General features: G+C 39.8%; 20 protein-coding genes. 4 read left to right on the top strand and 16 right to left on the bottom strand.

What is annotated here, in order from left to right; genetic code table 11:
- Positions 1-186 precede the first annotated feature (186 nt).
- The gene (locus RWU19_RS00855) at positions 187-774 is read right to left on the bottom strand and encodes a metallophosphoesterase family protein (RefSeq protein WP_002312057.1); all 588 of its coding nucleotides are present in this window, start codon (positions 772-774) and stop codon (positions 187-189) included.
- Positions 775-903: 129 nt separating this feature from the next.
- Entirely contained in the window at positions 904-2,181 is a 1,278-nt protein-coding gene (locus RWU19_RS00860) for an MFS transporter (RefSeq protein ID WP_123838013.1), read from the bottom strand.
- Between the two features lie 190 nt (positions 2,182-2,371).
- On the opposite strand from RWU19_RS00860, the gene RWU19_RS00865 reads away from it, so the two are divergent.
- Positions 2,372-3,154: a hypothetical protein gene (locus RWU19_RS00865; RefSeq protein ID WP_123838014.1), complete on the top strand. Its 783-nt coding sequence runs from the start codon at positions 2,372-2,374 to the stop codon at positions 3,152-3,154.
- A gap of 108 nt (positions 3,155-3,262) precedes the next feature.
- Here the strand turns inward: RWU19_RS00865 and RWU19_RS00870 are convergent, their stop codons facing one another.
- The 4 genes from RWU19_RS00870 to RWU19_RS00885 form a co-directional block, all read right to left on the bottom strand.
- A complete protein-coding gene (locus RWU19_RS00870; RefSeq protein WP_002286736.1) occupies positions 3,263-3,607 on the bottom strand; it encodes a DUF1831 domain-containing protein in 345 nt (114 codons plus the stop codon).
- Positions 3,608-3,743: 136 nt separating this feature from the next.
- A complete protein-coding gene (locus RWU19_RS00875) occupies positions 3,744-4,889 on the bottom strand; it encodes a cysteine desulfurase family protein (protein ID WP_002344559.1) in 1,146 nt (381 codons plus the stop codon).
- A 150-nt stretch (positions 4,890-5,039) separates the two neighbouring features.
- Positions 5,040-6,014 (bottom strand): ribose-phosphate diphosphokinase, encoded by a 975-nt coding sequence (locus tag RWU19_RS00880; RefSeq protein WP_002286741.1) that lies wholly within the window; start codon positions 6,012-6,014, stop codon positions 5,040-5,042.
- A 79-nt stretch (positions 6,015-6,093) separates the two neighbouring features.
- Positions 6,094-6,969 (bottom strand): dihydrolipoamide dehydrogenase, encoded by an 876-nt coding sequence (locus RWU19_RS00885; protein WP_123838015.1) that lies wholly within the window; start codon positions 6,967-6,969, stop codon positions 6,094-6,096.
- A gap of 131 nt (positions 6,970-7,100) precedes the next feature.
- Between RWU19_RS00885 and RWU19_RS00890 the strand changes: the two genes are divergently transcribed.
- Positions 7,101-9,008 (top strand): M13 family metallopeptidase, encoded by a 1,908-nt coding sequence (locus tag RWU19_RS00890; RefSeq protein WP_038398445.1) that lies wholly within the window; start codon positions 7,101-7,103, stop codon positions 9,006-9,008.
- A 419-nt stretch (positions 9,009-9,427) separates the two neighbouring features.
- On the opposite strand, the gene RWU19_RS00895 is transcribed toward RWU19_RS00890, so the two are convergent.
- The 5 genes from RWU19_RS00895 to RWU19_RS00915 all read right to left on the bottom strand — a co-directional run bounded on the left by RWU19_RS00895 (position 9,428) and on the right by RWU19_RS00915 (position 15,091).
- Positions 9,428-12,691 carry a right-handed parallel beta-helix repeat-containing protein gene (locus tag RWU19_RS00895; protein WP_410053476.1) on the bottom strand — a complete coding sequence of 1,088 codons (3,264 nt, stop codon included), beginning with the start codon at positions 12,689-12,691 and terminating at the stop codon, positions 9,428-9,430.
- Between the two features lie 271 nt (positions 12,692-12,962).
- On the bottom strand, positions 12,963-13,508 hold the full coding sequence (locus RWU19_RS00900) for a cysteine hydrolase family protein (RefSeq protein WP_002314540.1): 546 nt from the start codon (positions 13,506-13,508) through the stop codon (positions 12,963-12,965).
- An 11-nt stretch (positions 13,509-13,519) separates the two neighbouring features.
- Positions 13,520-14,212 carry a 5'-methylthioadenosine/adenosylhomocysteine nucleosidase gene (locus RWU19_RS00905; protein WP_002308200.1) on the bottom strand — a complete coding sequence of 231 codons (693 nt, stop codon included), beginning with the start codon at positions 14,210-14,212 and terminating at the stop codon, positions 13,520-13,522.
- Positions 14,213-14,230: 18 nt separating this feature from the next.
- Positions 14,231-14,515, bottom strand: a complete 285-nt coding sequence (macP, locus tag RWU19_RS00910; protein WP_002286760.1) for a cell wall synthase accessory phosphoprotein MacP — start codon at positions 14,513-14,515, stop codon at positions 14,231-14,233.
- A 12-nt stretch (positions 14,516-14,527) separates the two neighbouring features.
- Positions 14,528-15,091: an NUDIX hydrolase gene (locus RWU19_RS00915; RefSeq protein WP_002329574.1), complete on the bottom strand. Its 564-nt coding sequence runs from the start codon at positions 15,089-15,091 to the stop codon at positions 14,528-14,530.
- A gap of 227 nt (positions 15,092-15,318) precedes the next feature.
- On the opposite strand from RWU19_RS00915, the gene RWU19_RS00920 reads away from it, so the two are divergent.
- Together RWU19_RS00920 and RWU19_RS00925 are read left to right on the top strand one after the other, a co-directional pair.
- Positions 15,319-15,981, top strand: a complete 663-nt coding sequence (locus RWU19_RS00920) for a 5-bromo-4-chloroindolyl phosphate hydrolysis family protein (RefSeq protein WP_002329575.1) — start codon at positions 15,319-15,321, stop codon at positions 15,979-15,981.
- Between the two features lie 122 nt (positions 15,982-16,103).
- Positions 16,104-17,300, top strand: coding sequence for a toxic anion resistance protein (locus tag RWU19_RS00925; RefSeq protein WP_002291224.1), 1,197 nt, complete (start codon positions 16,104-16,106; stop codon positions 17,298-17,300).
- 99 nt (positions 17,301-17,399) lie between these two features.
- Here RWU19_RS00925 and RWU19_RS00930 read toward each other — a convergent pair whose 3' ends face one another.
- The 5 genes from RWU19_RS00930 to RWU19_RS00950 form a co-directional block, all read right to left on the bottom strand.
- Positions 17,400-18,776: an amino acid permease gene (locus RWU19_RS00930; RefSeq protein ID WP_104764641.1), complete on the bottom strand. Its 1,377-nt coding sequence runs from the start codon at positions 18,774-18,776 to the stop codon at positions 17,400-17,402.
- A 36-nt stretch (positions 18,777-18,812) separates the two neighbouring features.
- A complete protein-coding gene (locus tag RWU19_RS00935; RefSeq protein ID WP_002291228.1) occupies positions 18,813-19,679 on the bottom strand; it encodes a GRP family sugar transporter in 867 nt (288 codons plus the stop codon).
- An 88-nt stretch (positions 19,680-19,767) separates the two neighbouring features.
- The gene (sapS, locus tag RWU19_RS00940) at positions 19,768-20,793 is read right to left on the bottom strand and encodes a two-component system sensor histidine kinase SapS (protein ID WP_123838017.1); all 1,026 of its coding nucleotides are present in this window, start codon (positions 20,791-20,793) and stop codon (positions 19,768-19,770) included.
- A gap of 17 nt (positions 20,794-20,810) precedes the next feature.
- Complete coding sequence (sapR, locus tag RWU19_RS00945; protein ID WP_002291233.1) at positions 20,811-21,485, bottom strand: two-component system response regulator SapR; 675 nt, start codon at positions 21,483-21,485, stop codon at positions 20,811-20,813.
- Positions 21,486-21,668: 183 nt separating this feature from the next.
- Complete coding sequence (locus RWU19_RS00950) at positions 21,669-22,562, bottom strand: class C sortase (RefSeq protein ID WP_104764642.1); 894 nt, start codon at positions 22,560-22,562, stop codon at positions 21,669-21,671.
- Positions 22,563-22,583 lie beyond the last annotated feature (21 nt).

Here is a 22,583-nt window from a genome sequence, read left to right on the forward strand (position 1 = left end):
TGAAAATCAGGTACTTCAATTCTTTTATAACATGCAGCGAACTGCTTTTCCATTTTGTTCCTTGTGACACAGAATTGGGTAGCAGGCTCAAAAGCTTGCATTTGTGGGGACAAGTCCTGCCAAATCAAAAACACGAGAAGCTGTTTTTGGTTGCCTGTTCTTATCACTTGATGCAGGGCAGCTTTTTCACGACCTCTTTGCTTCATATATTTCTTTGATTTGCTGCTCGGATAACGGCGTACCGAATGGCAGTTTTTCTTTTAGAAGGTCTCTTTCTGGTGCGTCTACGCCTACATTGACGACATTTTCAATGGGTACACTATAATGATGGATATGCCCGTGAAGGTTTCGAATGGTATCGTTAGGTCCGAGTAACATTGGATAATGCGTCAAGTAATATTGCTGATGGTCGAACTTCACGATAGCACCTACGTCATAAAAATAAAATTTGGGACTGCCATCAGAAAGTCCAGGATCGTTTTTTTCTAAATAACGGAAGAACGCACGACTGTCATGATTCCCTTTGATCAAGTGAATCGTTCCTTGCAGTTGACTGACTAATTCTAAGATGTCTGCATTTGCTTTTTCATACTGCGGATGCATGGCAAGATCACCTAGATGATAGACGTGATCCGTTTCTTTTACTACTGCATTCCAGCTAGTGATCAACTGTTGGTTCATCTCATCTACATTTGCAAAGAGTCGCGGAGCAAAGTCATTTTCTCCTAGTAAACGCTCATGAAAAAAGTGCATATCACTCGTAAAATAATTCATGTTTCTCCTGCCTCCCTTTTCCTTAGAGTAAACAAAATTGCTGATCGGAGCAACTCATAACATCTAAAAAAGCTGTGAAAAAACCACTTGATTTCAAGTAGAAAGAAAATTTTTATCACCGCTCCTTTTCTATTCGTTTTCTTGTTCACGGTGTTCTTTCACCAGTTTTTTCTGTAATTCTTTATCATAATTTCGAGCAACGGGTGTCAAAAATAAAATGATCCCACATAAAAGCGTACCAATTCCCGCAATCAGAAACATCTTTTCTACACCAATCTTATCTGTCAAGGGGCCGGCAAATATTAAGCCAATCGGCCCTGGCAAAGTCATTAATGAGTTGAATACACCTAAGACTCGTCCTAAAACGTTCGGTTCATAACTCTGTTGGATGATCGCCATCAGTAAGGTATTGAAATAAGGTGTGGCAAAACCTGCCCCGGCATTCAGTAAAAGAAAATAAAAGAATCCTTGTGTTGTCCCCGGCAACAATCCACTAGCACCAATCGTGGTACCTACGACTACATAAGCCATGAAAATCGGCTTCATCCGGTCTTTCCATTTTCCAAAAAAGCCAATCACCGCCCCACCTGCAAGCATCCCTACTGAATAGACTACTTCGACAAGACCCGCCTGTCCTACATTTTGACCAAAATAGCCCATCGTCATCAACGGATACAGACTGGCAGCTGGCATAAACAATAACGTGAACACAGCACCGTTGAGCATGATATGCCAAAGACCTTTATTCTCGTACAATTTTTTCACACCAAATTTTGTATCTGTCAACAAATGAATGGTTTCTCCTTGCGAAATAACCTTAGGGATCGTCACAAAAACAAGTAATCCCACACCAAATACCGCGCCTAGCACATCAAGCAAAATCAGCCAGTTGATAGGTATCACTGTAAATAAAAACGCACCTATTGCAGGCGCAATGATAAAATTCGCTGACTGGACCATGCCTAGCTGTCCATTGATACGTGTCAGCTCTTCTTCTGGGACCATCGTAGGAAGGATCGATTGGATCGTCGGCATCTGGAAAGTTTGAGCAATTGCACGAATGAACAACGATACAAACACTAGCCACAACGGAAATGTGTCAGAAATCGTGCCGACTACTACCAAGACCATCGCAAATAATGCGACAATGATATCTGTCAAAATCAACAATCGCTTTTTGTCCCAACGATCCACCAACGGACCAGCAAACGGACTCAGCAAAACCATCGGGATCATACCTAATAACGTAGCAAAGCTCAAGATCGTTGCTGAACCTGTCTCTTTCGTCAGATACCAAATGATTGCATATTGCACGATCATACTCGTGATTCCAGATAAAAATTGACCTGTCAAAAACAAGTTGATATTTTTACGCCAATGTAAAACCGGCTCCTTTTCTTCTCCCATATCCTTCCCCCACTTTTTCTAAGACTTATCGTCCTTACGTAGCTAGAATTATACTTGATTATTTCCTTGAAACCTAGCTGTTTGTTCAAATACCATCGTTATATATTTTCAGTTTTGTTAAAAAAGTAAAATTAGCAGAAAAAAATCAGCAAGCATGCTAAACTAAGAAAAAACTAGGAGGGCATCAGTCATGAAAATCAACTTTCAGACCACTCTTACCCCTGAAGAAATCAAAATCGTACTTGAACAGGCACAGGGTACAATCTGGATCAGCCACAAGCTGCCTAAGCTTCCAGAAAATGCTTTTTATCTCTTTTATCATCAAAAGGTGTGTACAGCAATTGGGAAAACAGTCCAACCAGAAACAATCGATACCGTCATCATGATCCAGCTTCCTTGGGATATAGAAGCCGATTATATGATCTACATGCTCACCGAACAAGCAGAAAAAGCTGGTCTTACAATAGCCAAAGAATCGTTTCCTTCGATTCCTGAAACGGCTAGAAAGAAAATGGCAGAACACCAAGAGAAGATTGCTGCTATACTAAGTACATTTGGTTATCCAATCGATTCTTCCGTGCCATCTGCCGCTGAAGATACGAAGAAAAAACCAGCAAAAGCTCGTCATCGCTGGTCAAAAGAAGTCAGCGAGATTCCTTTTACCGTCGATTTCAGGGGAAGTCAAGCAACGCTTTACTGGATCAAACGAAATGAATTGCTGATCAAAGCAGGCGCGACGCTCGTCAAAGATCCTCCTTTAAATAAAGACGGCTCATTAGGTTATGCTGCAAAATATGGGCAAAAGCTACGAGATGATTATAAAGACAAGATTTCAGGCACAACCACGATCGAAGATATCATCGTAAAAAGTGTGAATGAGGCAAGCTTGCTGTTGTACTTTGCCGGAACAAATAGTTGGTTGGAAATAGTGGATGAACATGGAAAATCAATTGATGAGTGGACGAGAGTCTGATTTACAGCAGAAAAAATAAAAAAGACAACTATTTTGTGTCGTCCTTTCAAAGTTAGAGATCTAACGATTAGGCCGTTTCAAAACTAGTTGTCTTTTTATATCCACAGGTTATTCGACTTTTTCGAATAATCCTCGGCTGATCATCCCATCCATCAAAAAATAGAATTTATCTTGACTCATTTTCTGTTTCGGATCTTTGAAAATATTGACTGCTTTCAGTCCGTTTGCTGTAGTAATCGACATTTTCAATGTTTGGATATCTTTTGATACAGTGATTTTCAGTTTGAAGCCTTCTTTGCTTTGCGGCGTTGCATCTAATGGTCGGATCAATTGATAATTGCCTCCGTTTGTTTCTGTAAACCCATTATCACGCAATGTATATCTTTTTGCATCAGGATGCAAACGATAGCTGATCGGTGCGCCAAGTACAGTTGCTGTTGTTTCAAATGCCATGATTTTCACCTCGATAAAATTAGTTTCTCTTTATTATAAAAGTTTATCCTGATTTTTACTAGGTTTTTCAGTTAAGTTCCCTAAAAAATGAAGGCGTTCTCTCAGACATCTGTCCACATCAGAATGACTTTATTAGTTATTTTTTGACAGCACGAACTAATTGATCAAGGAAATAATGGATGTCTTCTTCAGTATTTCCCAATCCAAAGCTGATACGAATGGATTCTTTTAGTATCGGCGTATCTTCTCCATACATCGCTTCTAATACGTGAGAAGGTTCGATGTTCCCTGCTGTACAAGCCGAACCAGTAGAAATAGCGATTCCGTTCAGATCAAGCTTCATCAGTAGCAAATCATTTGCTTCGCCAATCAAGCGAAGATTCAACACATGAGGGAGTTTATTCGTTAAATCACCATTTACTTGATAAGGGATGTCGTTTGCTTCTAATGTATCAAGAATCAATTGTTGGAATCCTTGATATTTGTTGTTACGTGCTTCACGTTCTTCAGGTGACAGCAGTTCAACTGCTTTTGCCATTCCCCAGATTCCTGCCAAGTTTTCTGTACCTGCACGCCGCTTTTCTTCCTGCTCGCCACCTAAAAGCAAGGCAGGGATATTTACTCCGTCTCGTTTATATAAGAAACCGACGCCTTTTGGTCCATTGATTTTATGAGCAGAGATACTTAATAAATCGATTCCTAATTCTTCTGGATGGATCGTTTGGTTTCCATAAGCTTGTACCGCATCTGTATGGAAATAAGCTGGATGATCTGCTAAAAGTTCACCGATTTCTTTGATTGGCATCAAATTTCCGATTTCATTGTTCCCGTACATCACAGAGACCAAGATCGTATCTTCTCGTAACGCTTTTTTGACCTCTTCGATCGACAGATTCCCTTTTTCATCTACAGGCAGATATGTAACGTCAAACCCCTTTGTCTCTAAATATTTCATCGTATTAAGAACAGCAGGATGTTCGATAGCTGTAGTGATTAGATGTCTGCCTTCTTTTTGACGCGAGAACGCTGTTTCTAAGATAGCTGTATTATCCCCTTCTGTTCCACCACTATTAAAGATGATCTCATGAGGTTTTGCTTGCAGACTATCTGCAATGATTTGTCTTGCTGTTTCCAATTTTTCATGCGCGTGGCGGCCAAACCCATGTATGCTTGAAGGATTACCAAACGTTTCTTGCATGATCGCCGTCATCGCTTCAATTACTTGCGGATGCATGGGGGTAGTTGCCGCATGATCCAAATAAATAGTTTTCACTTCATTCATCCCTTCCAAATTATCGCTAGGCACATTCTAGCATAAAACAGCGAACATACCAAAGAAGAGATTACTTTTACCTAGAAGGCACTTAGTGTAGCGAAAAAAAGACTGCCCAAAATAAGATGCAGTCTTTCTTCTCGTTTTTCGTCTTTTTTCTTATTCGAATTCTTTTTCTTCCAGACGGAATAACGGACTCATCGGTGTATTTTCATGGATGCGTTTGACCGCTTCACCCATTAATTCTGAGCATGTAACGATCGTTAAGTTTTCCGGATGACGATTTTCTTCTGTGAAAACAGAATCAGTGATACAAATATCTTTGATTGGTGCATTGTCTAAAATGCTTTTCGCATGATCGGACAATAATCCATGTGACGCACAGGCATATACTTCTTTTGCGCCGTTTTCTTTTAATACATTTGCTGCTCGTGCAAGCGTTGCTCCGGTGTTCAAGATATCATCTACCATGATACATGTCTTTCCTTGAACATCACCAATCACATAACCACCCTCCGTTGAAGCATCATCTGCATGGTCTACGATGGCTAATGTACTGTTCAAATATTCTGAAAGACTACGTGCACGCTGAACGCCGCTGTTTTTTGGCGACACAACTACGATGTCATCTCCCGTCAGACCTAATTGACGGTAATAATGAGCAAACAATGGCATCGTAAATAAATTATCTACAGGAATATCAAAGAATCCTTGTACTTGAACCGTGTGCAGATCTAAAGTCAGTACTCGAGTTGCCCCTGCTTCTTCGATCAAGTTAGCAATCAATTTTGCAGTGATCGGTTCATGAGGTTTCGCCGTGCGGTCTTGTCTAGCATACCCATAGTAAGGCAATACGACATTGATCGTTTTCGCACTTGCTCGCTTCATTGCATCAATCATAATCAGCAGTTCCATGTAGTAGTCATTGACAGGTGCATTCGTTGATTGAACGATGTACACATGATCCCCACGGATACTTTCTTCAATATTGATGGAAATCTCCCCATCACTAAATTGCTTCACGACGCTTTTACCTAATTCTGTTCCAAACACTTTCGCGATTTTTTCAGCTAATGGACGATTCCCATTCAAACTAAAAATCTTCAACGTGTCATCCTGATACTTATTACTCATGTAGTCCTCCCCAAAACTTCTCTATTCTTCGATAGTTTAACATATTTTTCCAAGATTTTCTGTTAATTTCAGCAAATTCTTAAGGAAGTGAAACTGTTCCGTTACTCCAACTAGCAGGAATAACTTTATGATAGTCCCCCCAGTTGTCGTGTACTTTGTAATAACGTTCTCCTGTTTCAGTTTCAAAATAAGCATACGCCGTCACCCAATGATTGCCGTAAGTACTACCAAGTACTTTCAGGATTCCAATCATCACAGGCTTGCCTTCACGTATACGTTTTGTGGCTCGCTGCCATGAACCTAGAAGAGTTGCTCTTGCACGCTCGTGATTGCCATTCTTCTTTAAAAAACTAGAAATCCCTGTACTGACTTGAAAAGGAATCGTAGGAAGGCCTAGTGGTTGGATTTGGCTACGCAACGCCTTTGTCAATGCCATCGAGTTAGACGTGTTTTTCTTGCGGATCTCTAGGGGAAGCATCCACTCTTTACGATAGTCTTGATAATAGGCAAGTAAAACCGCCGCTGCATAAGTCCCGCAAAGATAACCTGAAGGAGTAGCCCATTTCTTATACCTTAAAAAACGTTCTTCTGGCAATCCCACCCAACAATTTGTGAGTTCTTTTCCTGACCTTTTTTCTTCGATCAAAACAGGCACCTCTTCTTTTCTGTTGATCCATTGAGATAACTCGATTGATGGTTCATTGAGCAGTCTCCATTTGCTACGAGAAATGCCCTCTTGATAGGTATATTCTGCTGGAGAATATTCTATCGGATGTCCTGATTGATCGATGATCACATAACTTTGATCTTCAAAAATCAGTGCTAAAAAAAGCCGTTCGCTTTTTTTCGACTGTAGTTGCTGGGTGCTGGCTAATTTTTTGATTTTTTTATCTACTTTAAAATAGAAAGGTTTATCCACTACTTGTTTCAGTTGGGATCGCCTCCTTTTTTTCATTATAAGTGAACGATTGAAAAAAACAAATCAGTTTGATTGTCCGAATTTTCAAATTTTTTTATGTTCTATTTGTTAATTCCTTCATTTTGTAAGATAATGGGCACACGAAACAAAAAAGGAGCGATCGATGAATGAACAAAGAACGATTGAAACAAGATTTCTATGAAGCAGTCAATGAAGAATGGCAAAAAACAGCAAAAATCCCTGCAGATAAACCAGCTACAGGCGGTTTCCAAGACTTAGTTGACGGAATCGACCAACTTTTGATGGGAGAAACAGACGATCTGCTTGCCCATCCAGAAAAAGTATCTTCAGAAAAAATGAAACATTTCCTTGCTTATTATCAACTGGCAAACGATTATGACCGAAGAAATGAGTTGCATGCTCAACCACTTCAGCCTGTAATCGAGAAAGTTGAATCATTGCAGTCTTTCGACGAATTGAATGAGCAATTCCCGGAATGGTTGTTGGATACACTACCATTGCCATTTAATCTAGATGTAGATGCTGATATGAAGAATGCACAGACGAATGCTTTCTTTGCTTATCCGCCTTCTTTATTTCTTCCAGATAAGACGTATTATGCACCAGAACATCCTAACGGTGCACAACTAATGGGCGTTTTCTTTGATATGGCGGTTCAATTATTGGAGCTTGCTGGCAAAGAAAAAAGTCAGGCAGAAGCAATCACAGAACAAGCAGTGCAATTTGATAAATTGATTGCTCCTCATGTAAAAAGTGCAGAAGAAAACGCAGATTACAGCAAAATGTATAATCCGCAATCTTTTGACACATTTATTCAATACACAGATAAACTTGACTTGAAAAAACTTGTCACTGGTTTGATTGGGACAACCCCAGATAAAGTGATCGTCACTGATCCAGTGTACTTTGATCATTTGAATGACATCCTGACAGAAGCTCATTTCCCCTTATTCAAAAGCTGGATGATTATTAAAACAGTACGTTCTCTTAGTGGGTATCTATCAGAAGAATTCCGCCAAGTCAGCGGAATCTATTCTCGCGTATTGTCTGGAACAGACGAAGCAATGCCTCAGAAAAAAGCAGCGTATTATCTTGCCTCTGGTCAATTTGATCAAGTCGTTGGTGATTACTACGGGAAAAAATATTTCGGCGAAGCTGCTAAAAAAGATGTAGAGCAAATGGTGAAAAAAATGATTGCCGTTTATAAAAAACGGCTAGAAGAAAATGACTGGCTTGGGGATGCAACAAAAGAAAAAGCCGTCATAAAATTAAATAACTTAGGTATCCAAGTCGGTTACCCCGATAAGATCCCAGCACTATTCGACCAATTCAAAACAGTGCCTGCAGATCAAGGTGGTACTTTGCTTTCAAACACTCTTGCTTTCAGCAAACTCACATTAAAAGATCGTTTCAGCAAATGGAACAAACCGGTAGATCGTTCAGAATGGGAAATGAGCGCTGATACAGTCAATGCTTATTATCATCCATTCCGGAATGTGATCGTCTTTCCGGCAGCCATCCTTCAAGCGCCGTTTTACAGTCTAGAACAATCAAGCTCTGCTAATTACGGGGGAATCGGAGCTGTTATCGCTCATGAGATTTCCCATGCATTTGATAATAACGGCGCTTTGTTTGATGAATATGGCAACTTGAACAATTGGTGGACAGAAGAAGATCTTGCACAATTCCAAAACAAAGCACAAGCAATGATCGAAGAATTCGATGGTCTGCCTTTTGCTGACGGAAAAGTAAACGGAAAATTAACTGTTTCAGAAAACATTGCGGATGCAGGCGGTCTAAGCTGTGCATTGGAAGCAGCAAAAACAGAATCAGATCTTTCTATCGAAGAATTCTTTGTCAATTGGGCAACGATTTGGCGTACAAAAGCAAAAAAAGAATACCAACAACTTTTACTGCAAATCGATGTTCATGCTCCTGCTAAACTACGAGCAAATGTGCAACCCAAAAACCTTGATGAATTCTATGAAACATTTGGTGTCACAGAACAAGATGCTATGTATCTAGCGCCAGAAAAAAGAGTGCGAATCTGGTAAGAGGTTGTGAAAAAGCTGTCCTGCATCAAGTAATAAGAACAGCCAAACAAAAATAGCTCCTCCTATTTTTCGTTTGGTTGGGCTTATTACCGCAGATGCAAGCTTTTGAACACCGTATATCAGAGGTTGTGAAAAAGCTGTCCTACATCAAGAAATAAGAACAGCCAAACAAAAATAGCTCCTCCTATTTTTCGTTTGGTTGGGCTTATTACCGCAGATGCAAGCTTTTGAACACCGTATATCAGAGGTTGTGAAAAAGCTGTCCTACTTCAAGAAATAAGAACAGCCAAACAAACACAGCAAGTGGGATCTCATCTATAAAAATGATAGAAGGAAGCGGGACGAATTGACGTCTCACTTCCTTCTTTTTTTACTTTCCTCAACTAATTGTTCTACCTTATCAAAAGGATACCGTGCGTTTATTTTTTTCGCTGTTTCATGACATAAGCAGCTACACCGATCAACAAAATTCCTCCAGCTACTGCTAACAACGGGCTATTAGACTCTCCTGTTTGTGGAAGTCCTTGAGCGCCATCTTTTTCCCTTTCTTTTGCTGTCCCATCTGGATCAGAAGGTTTTTCATTTGGCGATCCATTCCCTGGATTTTCCCCTTCTGGTTCATCAGTTCCCGGCGGCACACTGACAGCTTCTCGCACTGTGATCGCTTTTTGCTGGGTAACAGGTTCTGTATGAGCAACCCATTTTTCACCATCAAATATTTCCGAACGATAAGTGACTTCTAGCGTATATTCTCCTTTTGAGGGTGCTGAAAAAATAGCGGTATGATTAGAAAATTGAGCACTTGACTGTGTTTCAACGATTTGGATCTTTTCTGGGAAATAACGCATATCTTCAAAGACAGGCGTTCCTTGATTTGGTGTGAATGCTGACACAGATACTGTAAAAGGCTTCAGTTCGATGATATTTCCTTCTGCATTCTCCGTCACACCATTTGCCTCTTGGATAATGATTGGATTATTTTGTTCGTTTGGTTTTGTCTGATTTGGTTCTTGTACGATTGTATATTCTGGATACTCCGAAGACGGTGAGGTTTCTCCGTCAAAAGTAGCACCTACAGATAGTGGAAGACCATCTACTCTTCCCTTTTCTGTTTGACGATTCTCCGGTTTGATTTGCATCAATCCATGGACATGGATGCTTCCATTCGCATAGCGCGTAACAGGCTGCTGCCCTTCTTGCGAATGTGTATTTAGAGATTCGATCCAATCTTTTGATACGGTATGTCCAAGAGTATTTTCTGATTGTTTCTCTCGTTCATTCCAATAGTAGTTCAACGAGTGATAGATTTGATCTTCGTTTTGATTCAATGGGCGGATCTGCTCTCTCATCTCAAGATTTTCTGTTCGGAAAGATAAGATACCAGAAGCATGGAAGTCTGTGTTTCCTGCCGAAGAGGTATAAAGAGCCACATTATAGGAACCATTGTTGAAGCTTGTACTGCTATTGACGATAATATCTGTTCCGCTATTGGAATCGATTCCTTTCGCAAGATTTTCGAAAGACAAACTATTGATCAATTCATGAGGGCCCGATAAAGAGGAACCACCCATTTTGAATCCATTACCGTTCCCTTCTCCTTCAACTCCCGGTACCCAACCGTTTCGATAAGCAACTGAGTTTTTGATGACTACTTTCCCGATTGAACCTGTTTCATTTTTAGCAAAAAGATCCCAACCATCATCTGCATTATGATAAGCGATACAACCGTCAAATACATTCCCTTCTCCTATTGTCAGTTTGGCCGCAAATCCATCGGCATCTTCAAATCCCGGGTCAGCATTTTCAAAAGATGTACAGTTCTTGACTAAGTTATGCGCTGGCCATGCTTCGAAAGGATCATTTGAGCTACCACTGATTTGGATTCCTGTATTTCCATTCCGATAAGCATGGATCTCTTCAATCAAATTATGGTTTCCAGAAATCTGCAATCCTTTTTGCATAGCAGCACTATTTGTAACGTCAAACCCACGTAAAACCCAGTAGTGACTAAACAGTGTCATCCCATTTCCAGTTCCTTTAAAATCAAGTACAGGTCGCTTGTTTTCTGGATTTTTCTCTGCAATCAATTGAATCGGGTTTTCTCTTGTCCCGTTAACTCCTTTTGGAATCGTCAATCCTCTTTCAAAGGAATAAGTTCCAGGAGCCAGGACGATTGTCTGCCCAGCATATGCGTATCTCAATGCTTGCGTCAGAGATAACGGATTTTGTCTGCTTCCGTTTCCTGTATCTGACCCTTCCGGTGTTACATAAACTGTCGAATAGTTAGGTTTACGGTAATCAACTGTATGCAGAATCTCTTTTGTTTCATAACTAGCCATCTCTACGTATTCTTCTGGCGGATAGTTTTTATCTGGTGTAAAACTGAAAGTAAATTCGTTCGTTCCTTCCATCAATTTTGTCTGATAATCAAATTCCCGATTTGCAGTGATTGCCAAGTCTTTCGCGTTCTCAAGTACCTCTCCTGTTGCTTGATTTTTGATTGTTAATAATCCGTCAGCATTTGCTCTAAAGGACATAGTATGGTCTTGGTTTCCTGAATGATTACTAGAGGTCACAGTGTAAATCGGATCAATCAAGCGAATGGGCCTTTCTTGTCCAGGAGGATCTGTCGCAGGATCTGAGTAAGCCACTTCGATTCCTTCTACCTTGATCGTCATATTCCTTGCTGCAGCAAATCCTGCATAGATAACCGATTCATCGGAAGCATATAGCTTTTCCCAGTCATACATGATGTCAGAAGCTAGCTCTTCCCCTGTTTCAGGATCGTAATAATATGCCTCTAAACCAGTGTTCGTTTTTTTCATCTCTACATCTAGTTTAGTAATCGAATCCGTAGCCGGAAACAGATTCCCATGACCGTTTCCGAATATATTATAAGAACCTGCTTCTTTTTCTAAGAGCCCTGCTGAAGTCTCTAAAGGCGTTGTTTCCACTGAGACACTCCCAGGAGCAGGCGCGGCTTGAGGATCTTCAGATGATATTCCTGTGATTGCCCGTGTCCCCAATCCAAGTCGCATCGTATATTTGCTGCCGTTCGTGCTGACCACTTCTTGTCTATCCGAGTCCCAGACATATTCGATCCGACTGCCCAGTATGGCAAATGAATTCGAATAAAATGCTTGCCCAAACAAATGATCTTTTGGTACTGTGTCTCTCACCATCAATGCAAATCCTTCTTGAGCATTCGTATAGGTCCAAGATTCTATTTCAATCGTCGCCCGCATCCTAAAATTGGTATCTTTCGGAATGGCTTGATAATAATAGGTCATTCCATCTGATCCGCTTGACTGGAATTTCCCACCGTTATTCGTGGAAGAGAGCCGCACGCCGTCTTCTAATGGTTCAATCGCATATCTGCTGGCACTTGTGCTTTCTCCGAAAACTACCCCTTTCCACTCTTCAGGAACTTCATCAGATTGCTTTTCTGTCTTTTCATTTTCTGATTCTTTTATCATAGGATCATTTCCTTCTTCCACATCCTTCTCTTCACTAGCCGTTGATTCTTCCTCCAATATTGACGTTTCTTCGCTGTTCACGTGTGCATTTTCTTCGTTCACAGTCTGTTCGTTAGCAGCAACTTCAACGACAGAAGTCAAAATCGGAGTACTGAGCATGAGGAGATTCATCATTAGTGCACTGTATTTTATTCGTTTTTTTATCAAGTCCATCCCTCCTGAAACAAATTAGAAAGCGTTTACTTAAAGTATTACCTAATTTATTTTTGCTGTCAATAAAAAACAAAATTATAATAAGTGATATTTTATAAAAAGAAAAATATAACTTTAGTTGTTAATAATAAAGGGATTTATTACAGTGTAAATGATATGTTTGATAAAAAATAACAAACAAAAGAAGAGCACAAAACAATGTGATTCGTTTTACGCTCTTCTTTTATTATTTTTTGATTTTTATTTTAAAAAAGGTTTTGTTTTTTTATAGAATCTCTGCACCTAACGTGGATTTAAAATGTCTCAATGCCCATTCGTGTCCGACAGGATCAAAACTTGCCACGGCATCTTTGAAAATATGGAGTTTGTATCCTAGATTATACGCATCGACTGCTGTATGCAACACACAAATATCTGTACACACGCCGGTCAAATAAACATCTGTAATCTGACGTTCTCGCAAACGAATGTCTAGATCTGTTCCACTAAAAGCGGAATAATGCCGTTTGTCTATCCAATAAACATTTTCCTGCTGCTCATGCTCTTGGTACAGATTTTTTAAAGAGCCGTACAATTCCCGTCCACTCGTTCCTATCACATTATGCGGAGGAAATAAGCGGTTCTCTGGATGGAAAGAATCTTTTGGATCATGTGCATCAATGGCAAAAACGACAAAATCCTTTTGCTCCATAAACTTTTTTGTGTGGGCAGTCAGCTTTTTTTCAATTGCTTGTCCTGCTGCACCAGTCGTCAGCTTTCCATCCTCTGCAACAAAATCATAGGTATAGTCAATCGAAATCAATGCGTTCATCTTAGTCCTCCTTATACGAGATGTTTGACAAATTCGATCACCATTTCTGCTGATCGCTTGCCTGCGTCTTCGATAAATTCGTCAAAGCTTTGTGTCGCCGAGTGATCCGCTGTGTCACTCATTGCACGTACGATCAAAAATGGGATATTGAACTGACGGGCCGTTTGTCCAACAGCGGCTCCTTCCATTTCACAAGCTAAAGCTTCTGGGAAATTCGTTAAGATTTCTTTGATTTTATCTGGAGAATCGACAAATGTATCGCCTGTAACGATCAATCCTTCTTTTGCATTCAAATCCGTTGCTTTTGCTGCTTTAGCCATTTCACTGCGCAAATATGTGCTGGCTTCATAATATAGAGGCATACCTGGTAATTGACCTGGTTTGTAGCCAAATCCTGTTGCATCTGCATCAAAGTAAGCTACTTTATCTGATATAACAATGTCGCCTACTTGTAAGCCTTCACCGATCCCGCCAGCTGAACCTGTATTGATCACCATGTTCACGCCGTATTGTTGGATCAACAGACTTGTGGTAATAGATGCTAAGACTTTTCCTATACCGGAACGTACGACAATCACTTCGTGGTTACCTAATGAACCTGAAATAAATAAAGCGCCTGCGCGTTCCCATGATAATGGTTCGCTTAGGTTCTCTCTCAAAATTTTTACTTCTTCTTCCATTGCGCCGATAATACCGATTTTCATCTTTTTAATTCCTTCTTTCTATATAAATGCGATTGCTAAAAAAACCACACATAACATTAGGATAACAATAATAAGAGATTTCATCAAAAAAGAGTTCCATTTGGTCGTCTTTTCTCGTTCACTGATCCTTGTTTTCGTGATTGGTTTATTCTTTTTGCTTTCTTTACGATAAAAGCTGGCAATCTTTTTTTCTTCTTGCTGATAAGCTGTTTCTGCTTTTCGCTGTTTTTTTAATGACTCGCTTGCTTGTGCTTGTTGTCGCTTGCGAAGTTCGCTTCGCGTAATAAGCGGTCCTTTGGCCATAAGCCGATCCCTCTACTTTCCTTTGGTCAATAATTCCCAGTATTGAATCGCATAAATCGTCTTTGCATCACAAATCAACTGATCTTTCATCGCTTGTTGTGCCTCTTCAAGAGTTAGATGATACAGCTCCAGTACTTCGTCTTCATCTTGAGCTAAAGGATTCTCGACCTTCTCTACTCCTTGTGCATGATAAATATGAAGGACTTCATTTGCAAAACCTGGTGAAAGATACATCGAAGTAAGATGGCTCAGCGACTTCGCACGATAGCCGGTTTCTTCTTCTAATTCTCTGGCTGCAGTCATTTCAGGATTTTTTCCTTCTCCTGGATCGATTTTTCCAGCTGGGATCTCCAAGATCACTTTTTCTAAAGGCTTTCGAAACTGTTTGACAAGGAGCAGGCGGTCATGTTCATCAAAAGCAATGATTCCAACACCGCCAGGATGAAATACCAGTTCCCTCTTCGAAGTTCCTCCGTCTGGTAAACGAACTTCATCTACAGCAACATCGATAATTTTCCCGCTATAGATTTCTTTGCGACTGATTGTTTTTTCTTCAAATTGCTCATTGTTCAGCATATCTTCTCCTGCTTTCTTTGTAATCATAACTGCTTTTTTTTCATTTTTCAATTTTTCTCGAAAACTCCCTATTAGTTTACCATAGATAAACCTTAGATTTTCTCTAAATATAGAAAATCCTTCTTTAGTCCGATACTCTTTCTAGTAGTCAGTATGCTAAAATAAGAATGTAATCGAATAACGGAAAGAATTCAATACTCAACGATAAATGACTTGGAGGGCTTATTATGATAAAACGAAATTGGCCGTGGCTTCTAGCACTGGTCTTGCTGTTTCTCTTTGTCCGAAACAATGGTTTTTCTTTTGTTCTAGGACTTTTATTGATAGGCGTGGTTTTAGTTTTGTGGGGGCTCTTCGGTTCGCGCAGGAAAAAAGGCAAACAAGAAGAAATCCCTGCACTGACTGACGAACTTGAGACTCACTATGAAAAAAGCGGTATGACAGCGAATGAAATCTCATTTTTCCGACAAACGATGAATCAAACAAAAAATGAGATCAATCAGTTGCAAGTGAACATGCAGCAGACAGCCAAACTTAAAGCAATCGATCTCCGTCATGACCCAGTCAAAGCGGCAAAAGCTTTATTCAAAGAATTAGTGAAGGAACCAAATCGACTGCATGAAGCAAGTCAATTTCTTTATACGCATCTGCCGAATCTAGTTGATTTGACAAATAAGTATAATGAGATCAATGACCATGAGATCAAAAACAAGCAAACCTATGAAAAACTAGAAGAAAGCGCGCAGATCATTGATCAGCTATCCGCTTTGATCGCACAAGATTATCAAAAATTCGTCGCTGATGACCTAGACGACATCGACGTAGAGATATCTGTTGCGAAACAAAGCTTAAAGCGTGATAATAAACATGAACCAGAACAAAAAGAGTAACTCTTTTGTTCATAAAAAAGACTCGGAACATTCAGATGATGTCTGGCTGTTTCGAGTACTTTTTCTAAAGTAGAGACATTCATGTAAGAATCGAGAACAGATACGACAAGGAGGAATTTTTTATGGATCATAAACCGACTGAAACAAAAGATATCACACCAGTTAACGATACACTTGAAGACTTATTGAACAACCCGTTTTCAACCCCAACAGACACGCTGACCACTTCACAACAAGCGGAGATTGATCAGCTCCAAGAGCAACAGACAGCTGCTCGCTTAATTGACAAACTACCGGCGGAACGCCAAGAACAAGCAAAACAGCTGGCAGCAAAAATCGATGCCAATGATGCACAGTCTGTCATCAGCTATGGCTCAGCTGCTCAAGCGAAATTAAGTGAGTTCTCACAATCAATGTTGAATCACGTACAAGCTCAAGATATTGGCCCAGTCGGAGATTCGTTGACTGAACTGATGTACCGTCTCCAAGAAGCCAACCCTGATGAACTGCGTGCCGGAGAAGGAAATATCTTCCAACGTGTCTTCGGTAAGGTCAAACAATCGATTTATGAAGTGACAGCAAAATATCAAAAAATTGGTGCACAAATTGACAAGATCTCAGTGAAATTAGATAAAGAAAAAGACGGACTATTAAAAGATAATCTGATGTTAGAACAGCTTTACCAAAAAAACAAAGACTACTTTGATGCATTGAATATTTATATTGCTGCTGGAGAATTGAAAATGGAAGAACTTCAAACAACGATCATTCCAGAAGCAATGAAAAAAGCAGAAGAAACTGGTGATCAGATGGATGTCCAAATCGCCAACGATTATACACAATTCCTAGATCGTCTGGATAAACGTACACATGACCTTCGCTTAGCTAGACAGATCACGATTCAGCAAGCCCCACAAATCCGCTTGATTCAAAATACAAATCAGGCCTTAGCTGAAAAGATCCAAGCATCTATTGCTACAGCCATTCCACTGTGGAAAAACCAAGTCGTGATCGCATTGACCTTGCTTCGTCAAAAAGATGCAGTGACCGCTCAACGCCAAGTCTCTGAAACAACAAACGACTTATTGAAGAAAAATTCAGAAATGCTGAAAATCTCAGCCATCGAAACAGCGAAAGAAAACGAACGCGGAATCGTGGATATTGAGACCCTGCAAACTACACAAAACGATTTGATCGAAACGATCCAAGAAACTTTGCGTATCCAAAAAGAAGGAAAAGAAAAACGTCGTCATGCAGAAGTAGAACTTGGACACATGGAAGAAGATCTGAAACAAAAACTTTTGGATTTAACCCAATAGACCATTTTTTGCTTGTTACTAAAACAAACGCCCATCAACAGTTTAATAAACTGTTGATGGGCGTTTTTCTTATCTTTCTTCTAACTTCTCCATTGGAATCTATTTCTCGTTCATCTTGCTGTGTCCATAGCCATAGCCAAAATAAATGATCAGTCCAATAACCATTACGATACCGAACACGATCCAGGTCACCGTCTGCAGACGAAGCATCAAGACGATACAAGTCAAGATCGAGACGATTGGCAAGATCGGAACGAATGGCACTTTGAATTCTCCTGCTTTTGGTTTGCCAAACATTTTTCTTAACTTCAGTAAGCCTAGACTAACTAGCATCAAATAGGCGAGCGCCATGATATTCGTTAGTTCCGCTAATACATTCAATGGGAAAAATCCGGCAAAGAATACAGCTGCCACACCAGCGGCATAAGTCGCTTTTTTCGGTGTACGATGCTTTTGATCGATTTCTGTCATAAATTTAGGTAGCAAACCATCCTTGCTGACAGCAAACAACAAACGAGCGAGTGAATACATCATCGAGATCGTCACCGTCAGCAACGTCAAGATTGCCCCTACAGCAATCACTGCGCCAACTGTTCCATGTCCTACATACCTCATGGCAAAGGCCACTGGATCATTGACACCTAGTTCAGTATAAGGAACGATTCCTGTCAAGATCAACGTCACGATGATATAAAGGACCGTAGCGATCAGTATCGAACCAATGATCCCTCTTGGTACATCTTTTTGTGGGTTTTTGACTTCCTCAGCTGCCATTGCAACAGCATCAAATCCCAAGAAAGCAAAAAACACAAGAGCTGCACCATCTAGCACACCGGAAAAACCAAAAGGCATAAATGGCTGCCAATTATCAGGCTTAACGAAAAATATCCCTACAATGATAAACAACGCGATGATACCAAATTTGACATATACCATGACATTATTCAAACGTAATGCTTTCTTGGCTTCAAGCGACACGATGTAAGTGACGAATATCACTACGAGTACCGCAATCAAGTCAATGTATGTACCATTTTCCGAATTGTACCCGCCAGTTAATGCTTGTGGAAGTTCGGCTCCTAAGCTTTTCAAGAAACCTTGCATATAGCCAGACCAGCCGGAAGCCACAGAGGAAACTGCTAGCAAAAATTCCCCGATCAACAACCACCCTGTCAACCAGGCAGCAAATTCACCAAAGACAACATACAGATAGGCATATGGCCCACCGATCACTGGCACTCGCGAAGCAAACTCTGCGAAACTCAGTCCAGACAAAATGACAACGATTGCAGCTAAGACAAATGAAAGTGACAGTGCTGGACCAGCATTTTGATTGGCCGCAACCCCTGTCACCACAAATATTCCCGTACCGATGATCGCGCCAATTCCAAGCATGATCAAATCAGACGTTTTTAGTTCTTTTTTCATCTCACTCGTATGATTGAGATTGATTTCTTTCTTACGAAACAAATCCATTGAAGTTCCTCCCCATTTTAGGTTGGAAAACAGTGATTAAACTGTTTTCATGTACCCTAAAAGGATACCACCTAAAATGACTAAAAGGCAACCAACAATAACATAAATGAGCTCTTTTTTCGTTTTTCTTTCGCCAAGGATAAAAATCCCACCTAAAGTAGAGATAATGATCCCCATTTGTGAAAGTGAGAATCCAACAGCTAAACCAAGTGATTTGACTGTTAGAAGCATACAGATATTACCTAAGCCCCATAATAATCCACAGATCATGTTTTTCCATACAAATTGATCTACTTTAACTTTACGGAAAGCAAAGAAGCTTGCACCTAAGATCATTCCGATACTTTGAGGTAAGATAATTGACATCGCATCCAAATTCGCCCAGTTGACAATGATCGTATATACGCCATAACCAATCGTAGAGAAGATCAATGCTCTAAAGCCCTTACCAAAATCAAGCATTTTATTATCTGTATCTATTTTTCCTTCGTCATCTTGTCGTGCCGTCAAATACGCACCGCTTACAAGAAGAGCTAAAGCAATAATACCGTATACATAATCTTTCGTTTGTGTCCATTCTTGGAAGAAAACGGCTCCCGCAATCGTATTCAAAATTAATTGAAAACCAGTAGACAATGGTAACCCTACAGAAACACCCATGTACTTCATTCCATGGAATTGTCCATTTTGTCCAACACTCCAAGCCAAGCCAGATAAAAATCCAATCAAGAAAATCCAAGGGGTGATTACAGGACTAACAACGAAAAAGACAACTAAAGAAAACAGAAATGCACCAATCGTCATTCCTAGTGTTTGTTGATTGGCATCGCCACCAATTTTACCACTTACTAAACCAATACTACCCCATGCCAACATAGGGACTAATGCTATTAAAATTTCCATAACCAATCTCCTTTTATTTCACATGATAAAAAACTTATCAGCGAAAACGTTAACAACACAAGCGTTTTTTTTCGTTTCTAACGATTTTCTAACGTTTTTCATTATAAAAATTTAAGATTGGGAAAAATAAAGTCATTGTCGTCCCTTTTCCTTCAGTTGATTCAGCCGTCAATTGGATACCTAATTTTTCTGCCAGATTTTTTGCCAAATACAGGCCTAATCCTGTTGAATGCGTTTTGCTAAGTCGTCCATTTTTTCCAGTAAATCCCTTATCAAAGATTCGTTTCAAATCTTCCTCTGGGATACCGATTCCTGAATCTTTAACAGAAAGGCTGACTCCTTGCGCTTCCTTTTTTATGCTCACCATGATATTTCCGTGATCCGGCGTATATTTGATGGCATTGCTAAGCAGTTGGTTGAAGATAAAAGCGACCCATTTAGCATCAGTCAAAACAGTATGATCCTCACCAATGATTTCGTAGCGAAGATTTTTTTGGATAAAATAATTGGCCTGACTGCGTATCACAGGCTGGATGATTCCTTTCAATCCATACTCTTGGATGAGATAGTCCCGCGAGAAACTGTCGAGTCTTGCATAATACAAGACTTGCTCTACGTATTCGTCGATTTTTGATAATTCATTTTCGAGTAAGGTATACTTTTGATCGTCAATATCGAACTCGATCGAACGAACCAGTAACTTGGAAGCGGAAAGTGGTACTTTGATCTCATGGACCCATGAGTCAATATAATCTTTTTGGTCTTGTTGATTGCTGATTGCTGATTGCATCACTTCTTGATGTTCGCGGATCAGCTGATTGATATATTCTTCTACCAGTTTTTCTTCTTCTGTCCGCCCGCCACTCAAATAATTTTGCAAAGGAGATGTTTTTTGTATGTCAGCTAACTTCCCCCACCATCTTCTTTTGCTCAAGTAGCCACCTAGCAGATAAAAAATCAGAAAGACGCCCTCGATCAAAGCTAAATAAGCAATCGTACTCAAATCCACTTTGATATTTGGGGCTAGCCACATCACAAAGATCGTTAAGGCAATAAAAAACAGCCATCCCAAGATCAATGTCCACTGATCTTTCAAATATTTAAAGAAATTCATCTTAAAAGCTCATCCTTTCAGGGAACGATATATCCCTGTCCTACTTTTGTTTCGATATATCCTTGGATACCTGCCTGTTCGATTTTTCGGCGTAACCGATTGATGTTCACTGTCAATGTATTGTCATCTACAAACCGCTCGTCATCCCAAAGTGCTCGCAGCAATTTTTCACGGCTTAAGATCTTTCCGTTGTGTTTCATCAAAATAAATAGCAGGCGGTATTCATTTTTGCTCAAATCAATGATTTCTCCATTGATCTCCATACTTCCGTTGTCGACATTCAACGTAATACCATTATGGCTCATCATCTCACTGGATAATTCTGTGTAATTATAAGAACGGCGAAGCAACGCATTGATTTTGGCAATCAGTACATCGATTTGGAAAGGCTTTGTCACAAAATCATCTGCTCCCATGTTCATGGCCATGATCATATCCATATTCGTATTCCTGCTGGAGATAAAAATGATCGGTACTTTCGATACTTCACGTATTTTTTGACACCAATAATACCCATCCAAAACAGGAAGATTGATGTCTAGCAATACAAGCTGTGGTTCTTCTCTTTCAAAGTCTGAAAATACTTGGTTGAAGTCGGTCGTTCCAAAGGTTTCGAATTGCCATTTCTCAAGTTCTTCCATAATCAATTGTCGAATGATTTCTTCATCCTCGACTACCATGATTTTTGCCATAAAAAATCCCTCCATCTTTCTTCTTGCTTCTACAATATCAAAGAAGCCTTTGTGAAACAAGTTGGCTTACCTGTAAAATGTCCTTTTAGAAAACGTTCAAAAAAACTGGAAATAGGCGATTTAATCGCTTTTGTCTCTTCCAAGCAGCTTAAATTTATTATGTTATTCTTAATAATTGGTCTATCATCTGTTATTTTTCTTTGGTTGTTTTTGTCTTTTAAATTTTCGATAACCCCAATAACCGAAAAGAGTTAGTATTAGCAATACACCTAATAAGAGCGCAAGTAATCGATAAAGATGGTATCTTTTTGTCTTTTCCATCTTCGAAGAGGCTTCTTCTGTAAAGGGGACTCGCTTTCCTGTCACTAGTAACCTGTGGGTGTTCACAGTATAAGGTGTGCAAGTAATAAGTGTGACCAGATCCTGTTTTTCTCTGATTGCTAATGTATCTGTTTTTGTTGGAAGGACAACGATTTTCTCAACGACTTCATAAGCGAGCATCTGACCATATACTTCAAGATAGAAACGGTCATTTTTCTCCATTTTTTCAAGATCTGTAAACAATTTTTTCTCAGCAACACCGCTATGGGCAGTAATGACGGAATGTGTACTTTCTCCTCCAATTGGAAAAGAGGTACCTTGTAGAACTGTCGCTCCTCTATCTAATAAAAGATCATTTGTTTCATCGAATAAAGGCAAGCTAACATTGATTTTTGGAATATAGATTGCTCCGATCATATGTTGTTCGTAGTATTCTTTTCCTGGATTTCGGACATCTCTAACCGCTTGTTCAAAAGGATCTTTGACTTGACCCATTCCTGGGATGGCTGCCGTACGAGCAAGCGCCTGATTTTTCTTTTCTTGTACTGCTAATCGTTGCTCATGTTTTTCTTCTTTCTCTCGTGCAAGCTGTTTTTGATAATTCTCGATCCTTCTTTGGTCCAAATAATTGCTGAGAGCATCAGCTAAAAATGGATATGTAAAAACTGCAGCTCCTGTAAGAAACATCACTGCCATGAATAATTGTAATAACATACTGATTTTTGCTTGAGGTCTTTTCTCTGTTTTCTTTTTCATTTTCTTCACCTTCTTATTTAA

The organism is Enterococcus sp. 2STP (genome assembly GCF_032465635.1).
In the GTDB taxonomy this organism is placed as follows: domain Bacteria; phylum Bacillota; class Bacilli; order Lactobacillales; family Enterococcaceae; genus Enterococcus_B; species Enterococcus_B lactis.

Excerpts from the sequence above, each read along its gene's own strand:
- RWU19_RS00935 (WP_002291228.1), bottom strand. The coding sequence starts at position 19,679 with ATGGAAATTTTAATAGCATTAGTCCCTATGTTGGCATGGGGTAGTATT.
- macP (WP_002286760.1), bottom strand. The coding sequence starts at position 14,515 with ATGGCCAAAGGACCGCTTATTACGCGAAGCGAACTTCGCAAGCGACAA.
- RWU19_RS00905 (WP_002308200.1), bottom strand. The coding sequence starts at position 14,212 with ATGAAAATCGGTATTATCGGCGCAATGGAAGAAGAAGTAAAAATTTTG.
- RWU19_RS00875 (WP_002344559.1), bottom strand. The coding sequence starts at position 4,889 with ATGAATGAAGTGAAAACTATTTATTTGGATCATGCGGCAACTACCCCC.
- RWU19_RS00855 (WP_002312057.1), bottom strand. The coding sequence starts at position 774 with ATGAATTATTTTACGAGTGATATGCACTTTTTTCATGAGCGTTTACTA.
- RWU19_RS00950 (WP_104764642.1), bottom strand. The coding sequence starts at position 22,562 with ATGAAAAAGAAAACAGAGAAAAGACCTCAAGCAAAAATCAGTATGTTA.
- RWU19_RS00920 (WP_002329575.1), top strand. The coding sequence starts at position 15,319 with ATGATAAAACGAAATTGGCCGTGGCTTCTAGCACTGGTCTTGCTGTTT.
- RWU19_RS00885 (WP_123838015.1), bottom strand. The coding sequence starts at position 6,969 with ATGAAAAAAAGGAGGCGATCCCAACTGAAACAAGTAGTGGATAAACCT.
- RWU19_RS00890 (WP_038398445.1), top strand. The coding sequence starts at position 7,101 with ATGAACAAAGAACGATTGAAACAAGATTTCTATGAAGCAGTCAATGAA.
- RWU19_RS00870 (WP_002286736.1), bottom strand. The coding sequence starts at position 3,607 with ATGGCATTTGAAACAACAGCAACTGTACTTGGCGCACCGATCAGCTAT.
- RWU19_RS00860 (WP_123838013.1), bottom strand. The coding sequence starts at position 2,181 with ATGGGAGAAGAAAAGGAGCCGGTTTTACATTGGCGTAAAAATATCAAC.
- RWU19_RS00865 (WP_123838014.1), top strand. The coding sequence starts at position 2,372 with ATGAAAATCAACTTTCAGACCACTCTTACCCCTGAAGAAATCAAAATC.
- RWU19_RS00880 (WP_002286741.1), bottom strand. The coding sequence starts at position 6,014 with ATGAGTAATAAGTATCAGGATGACACGTTGAAGATTTTTAGTTTGAAT.
- sapR (WP_002291233.1), bottom strand. The coding sequence starts at position 21,485 with ATGGCAAAAATCATGGTAGTCGAGGATGAAGAAATCATTCGACAATTG.
- sapS (WP_123838017.1), bottom strand. The coding sequence starts at position 20,793 with ATGAATTTCTTTAAATATTTGAAAGATCAGTGGACATTGATCTTGGGA.
- RWU19_RS00930 (WP_104764641.1), bottom strand. The coding sequence starts at position 18,776 with ATGGATTTGTTTCGTAAGAAAGAAATCAATCTCAATCATACGAGTGAG.
- RWU19_RS00925 (WP_002291224.1), top strand. The coding sequence starts at position 16,104 with ATGGATCATAAACCGACTGAAACAAAAGATATCACACCAGTTAACGAT.
- RWU19_RS00915 (WP_002329574.1), bottom strand. The coding sequence starts at position 15,091 with ATGCTGAACAATGAGCAATTTGAAGAAAAAACAATCAGTCGCAAAGAA.
- RWU19_RS00900 (WP_002314540.1), bottom strand. The coding sequence starts at position 13,508 with ATGAACGCATTGATTTCGATTGACTATACCTATGATTTTGTTGCAGAG.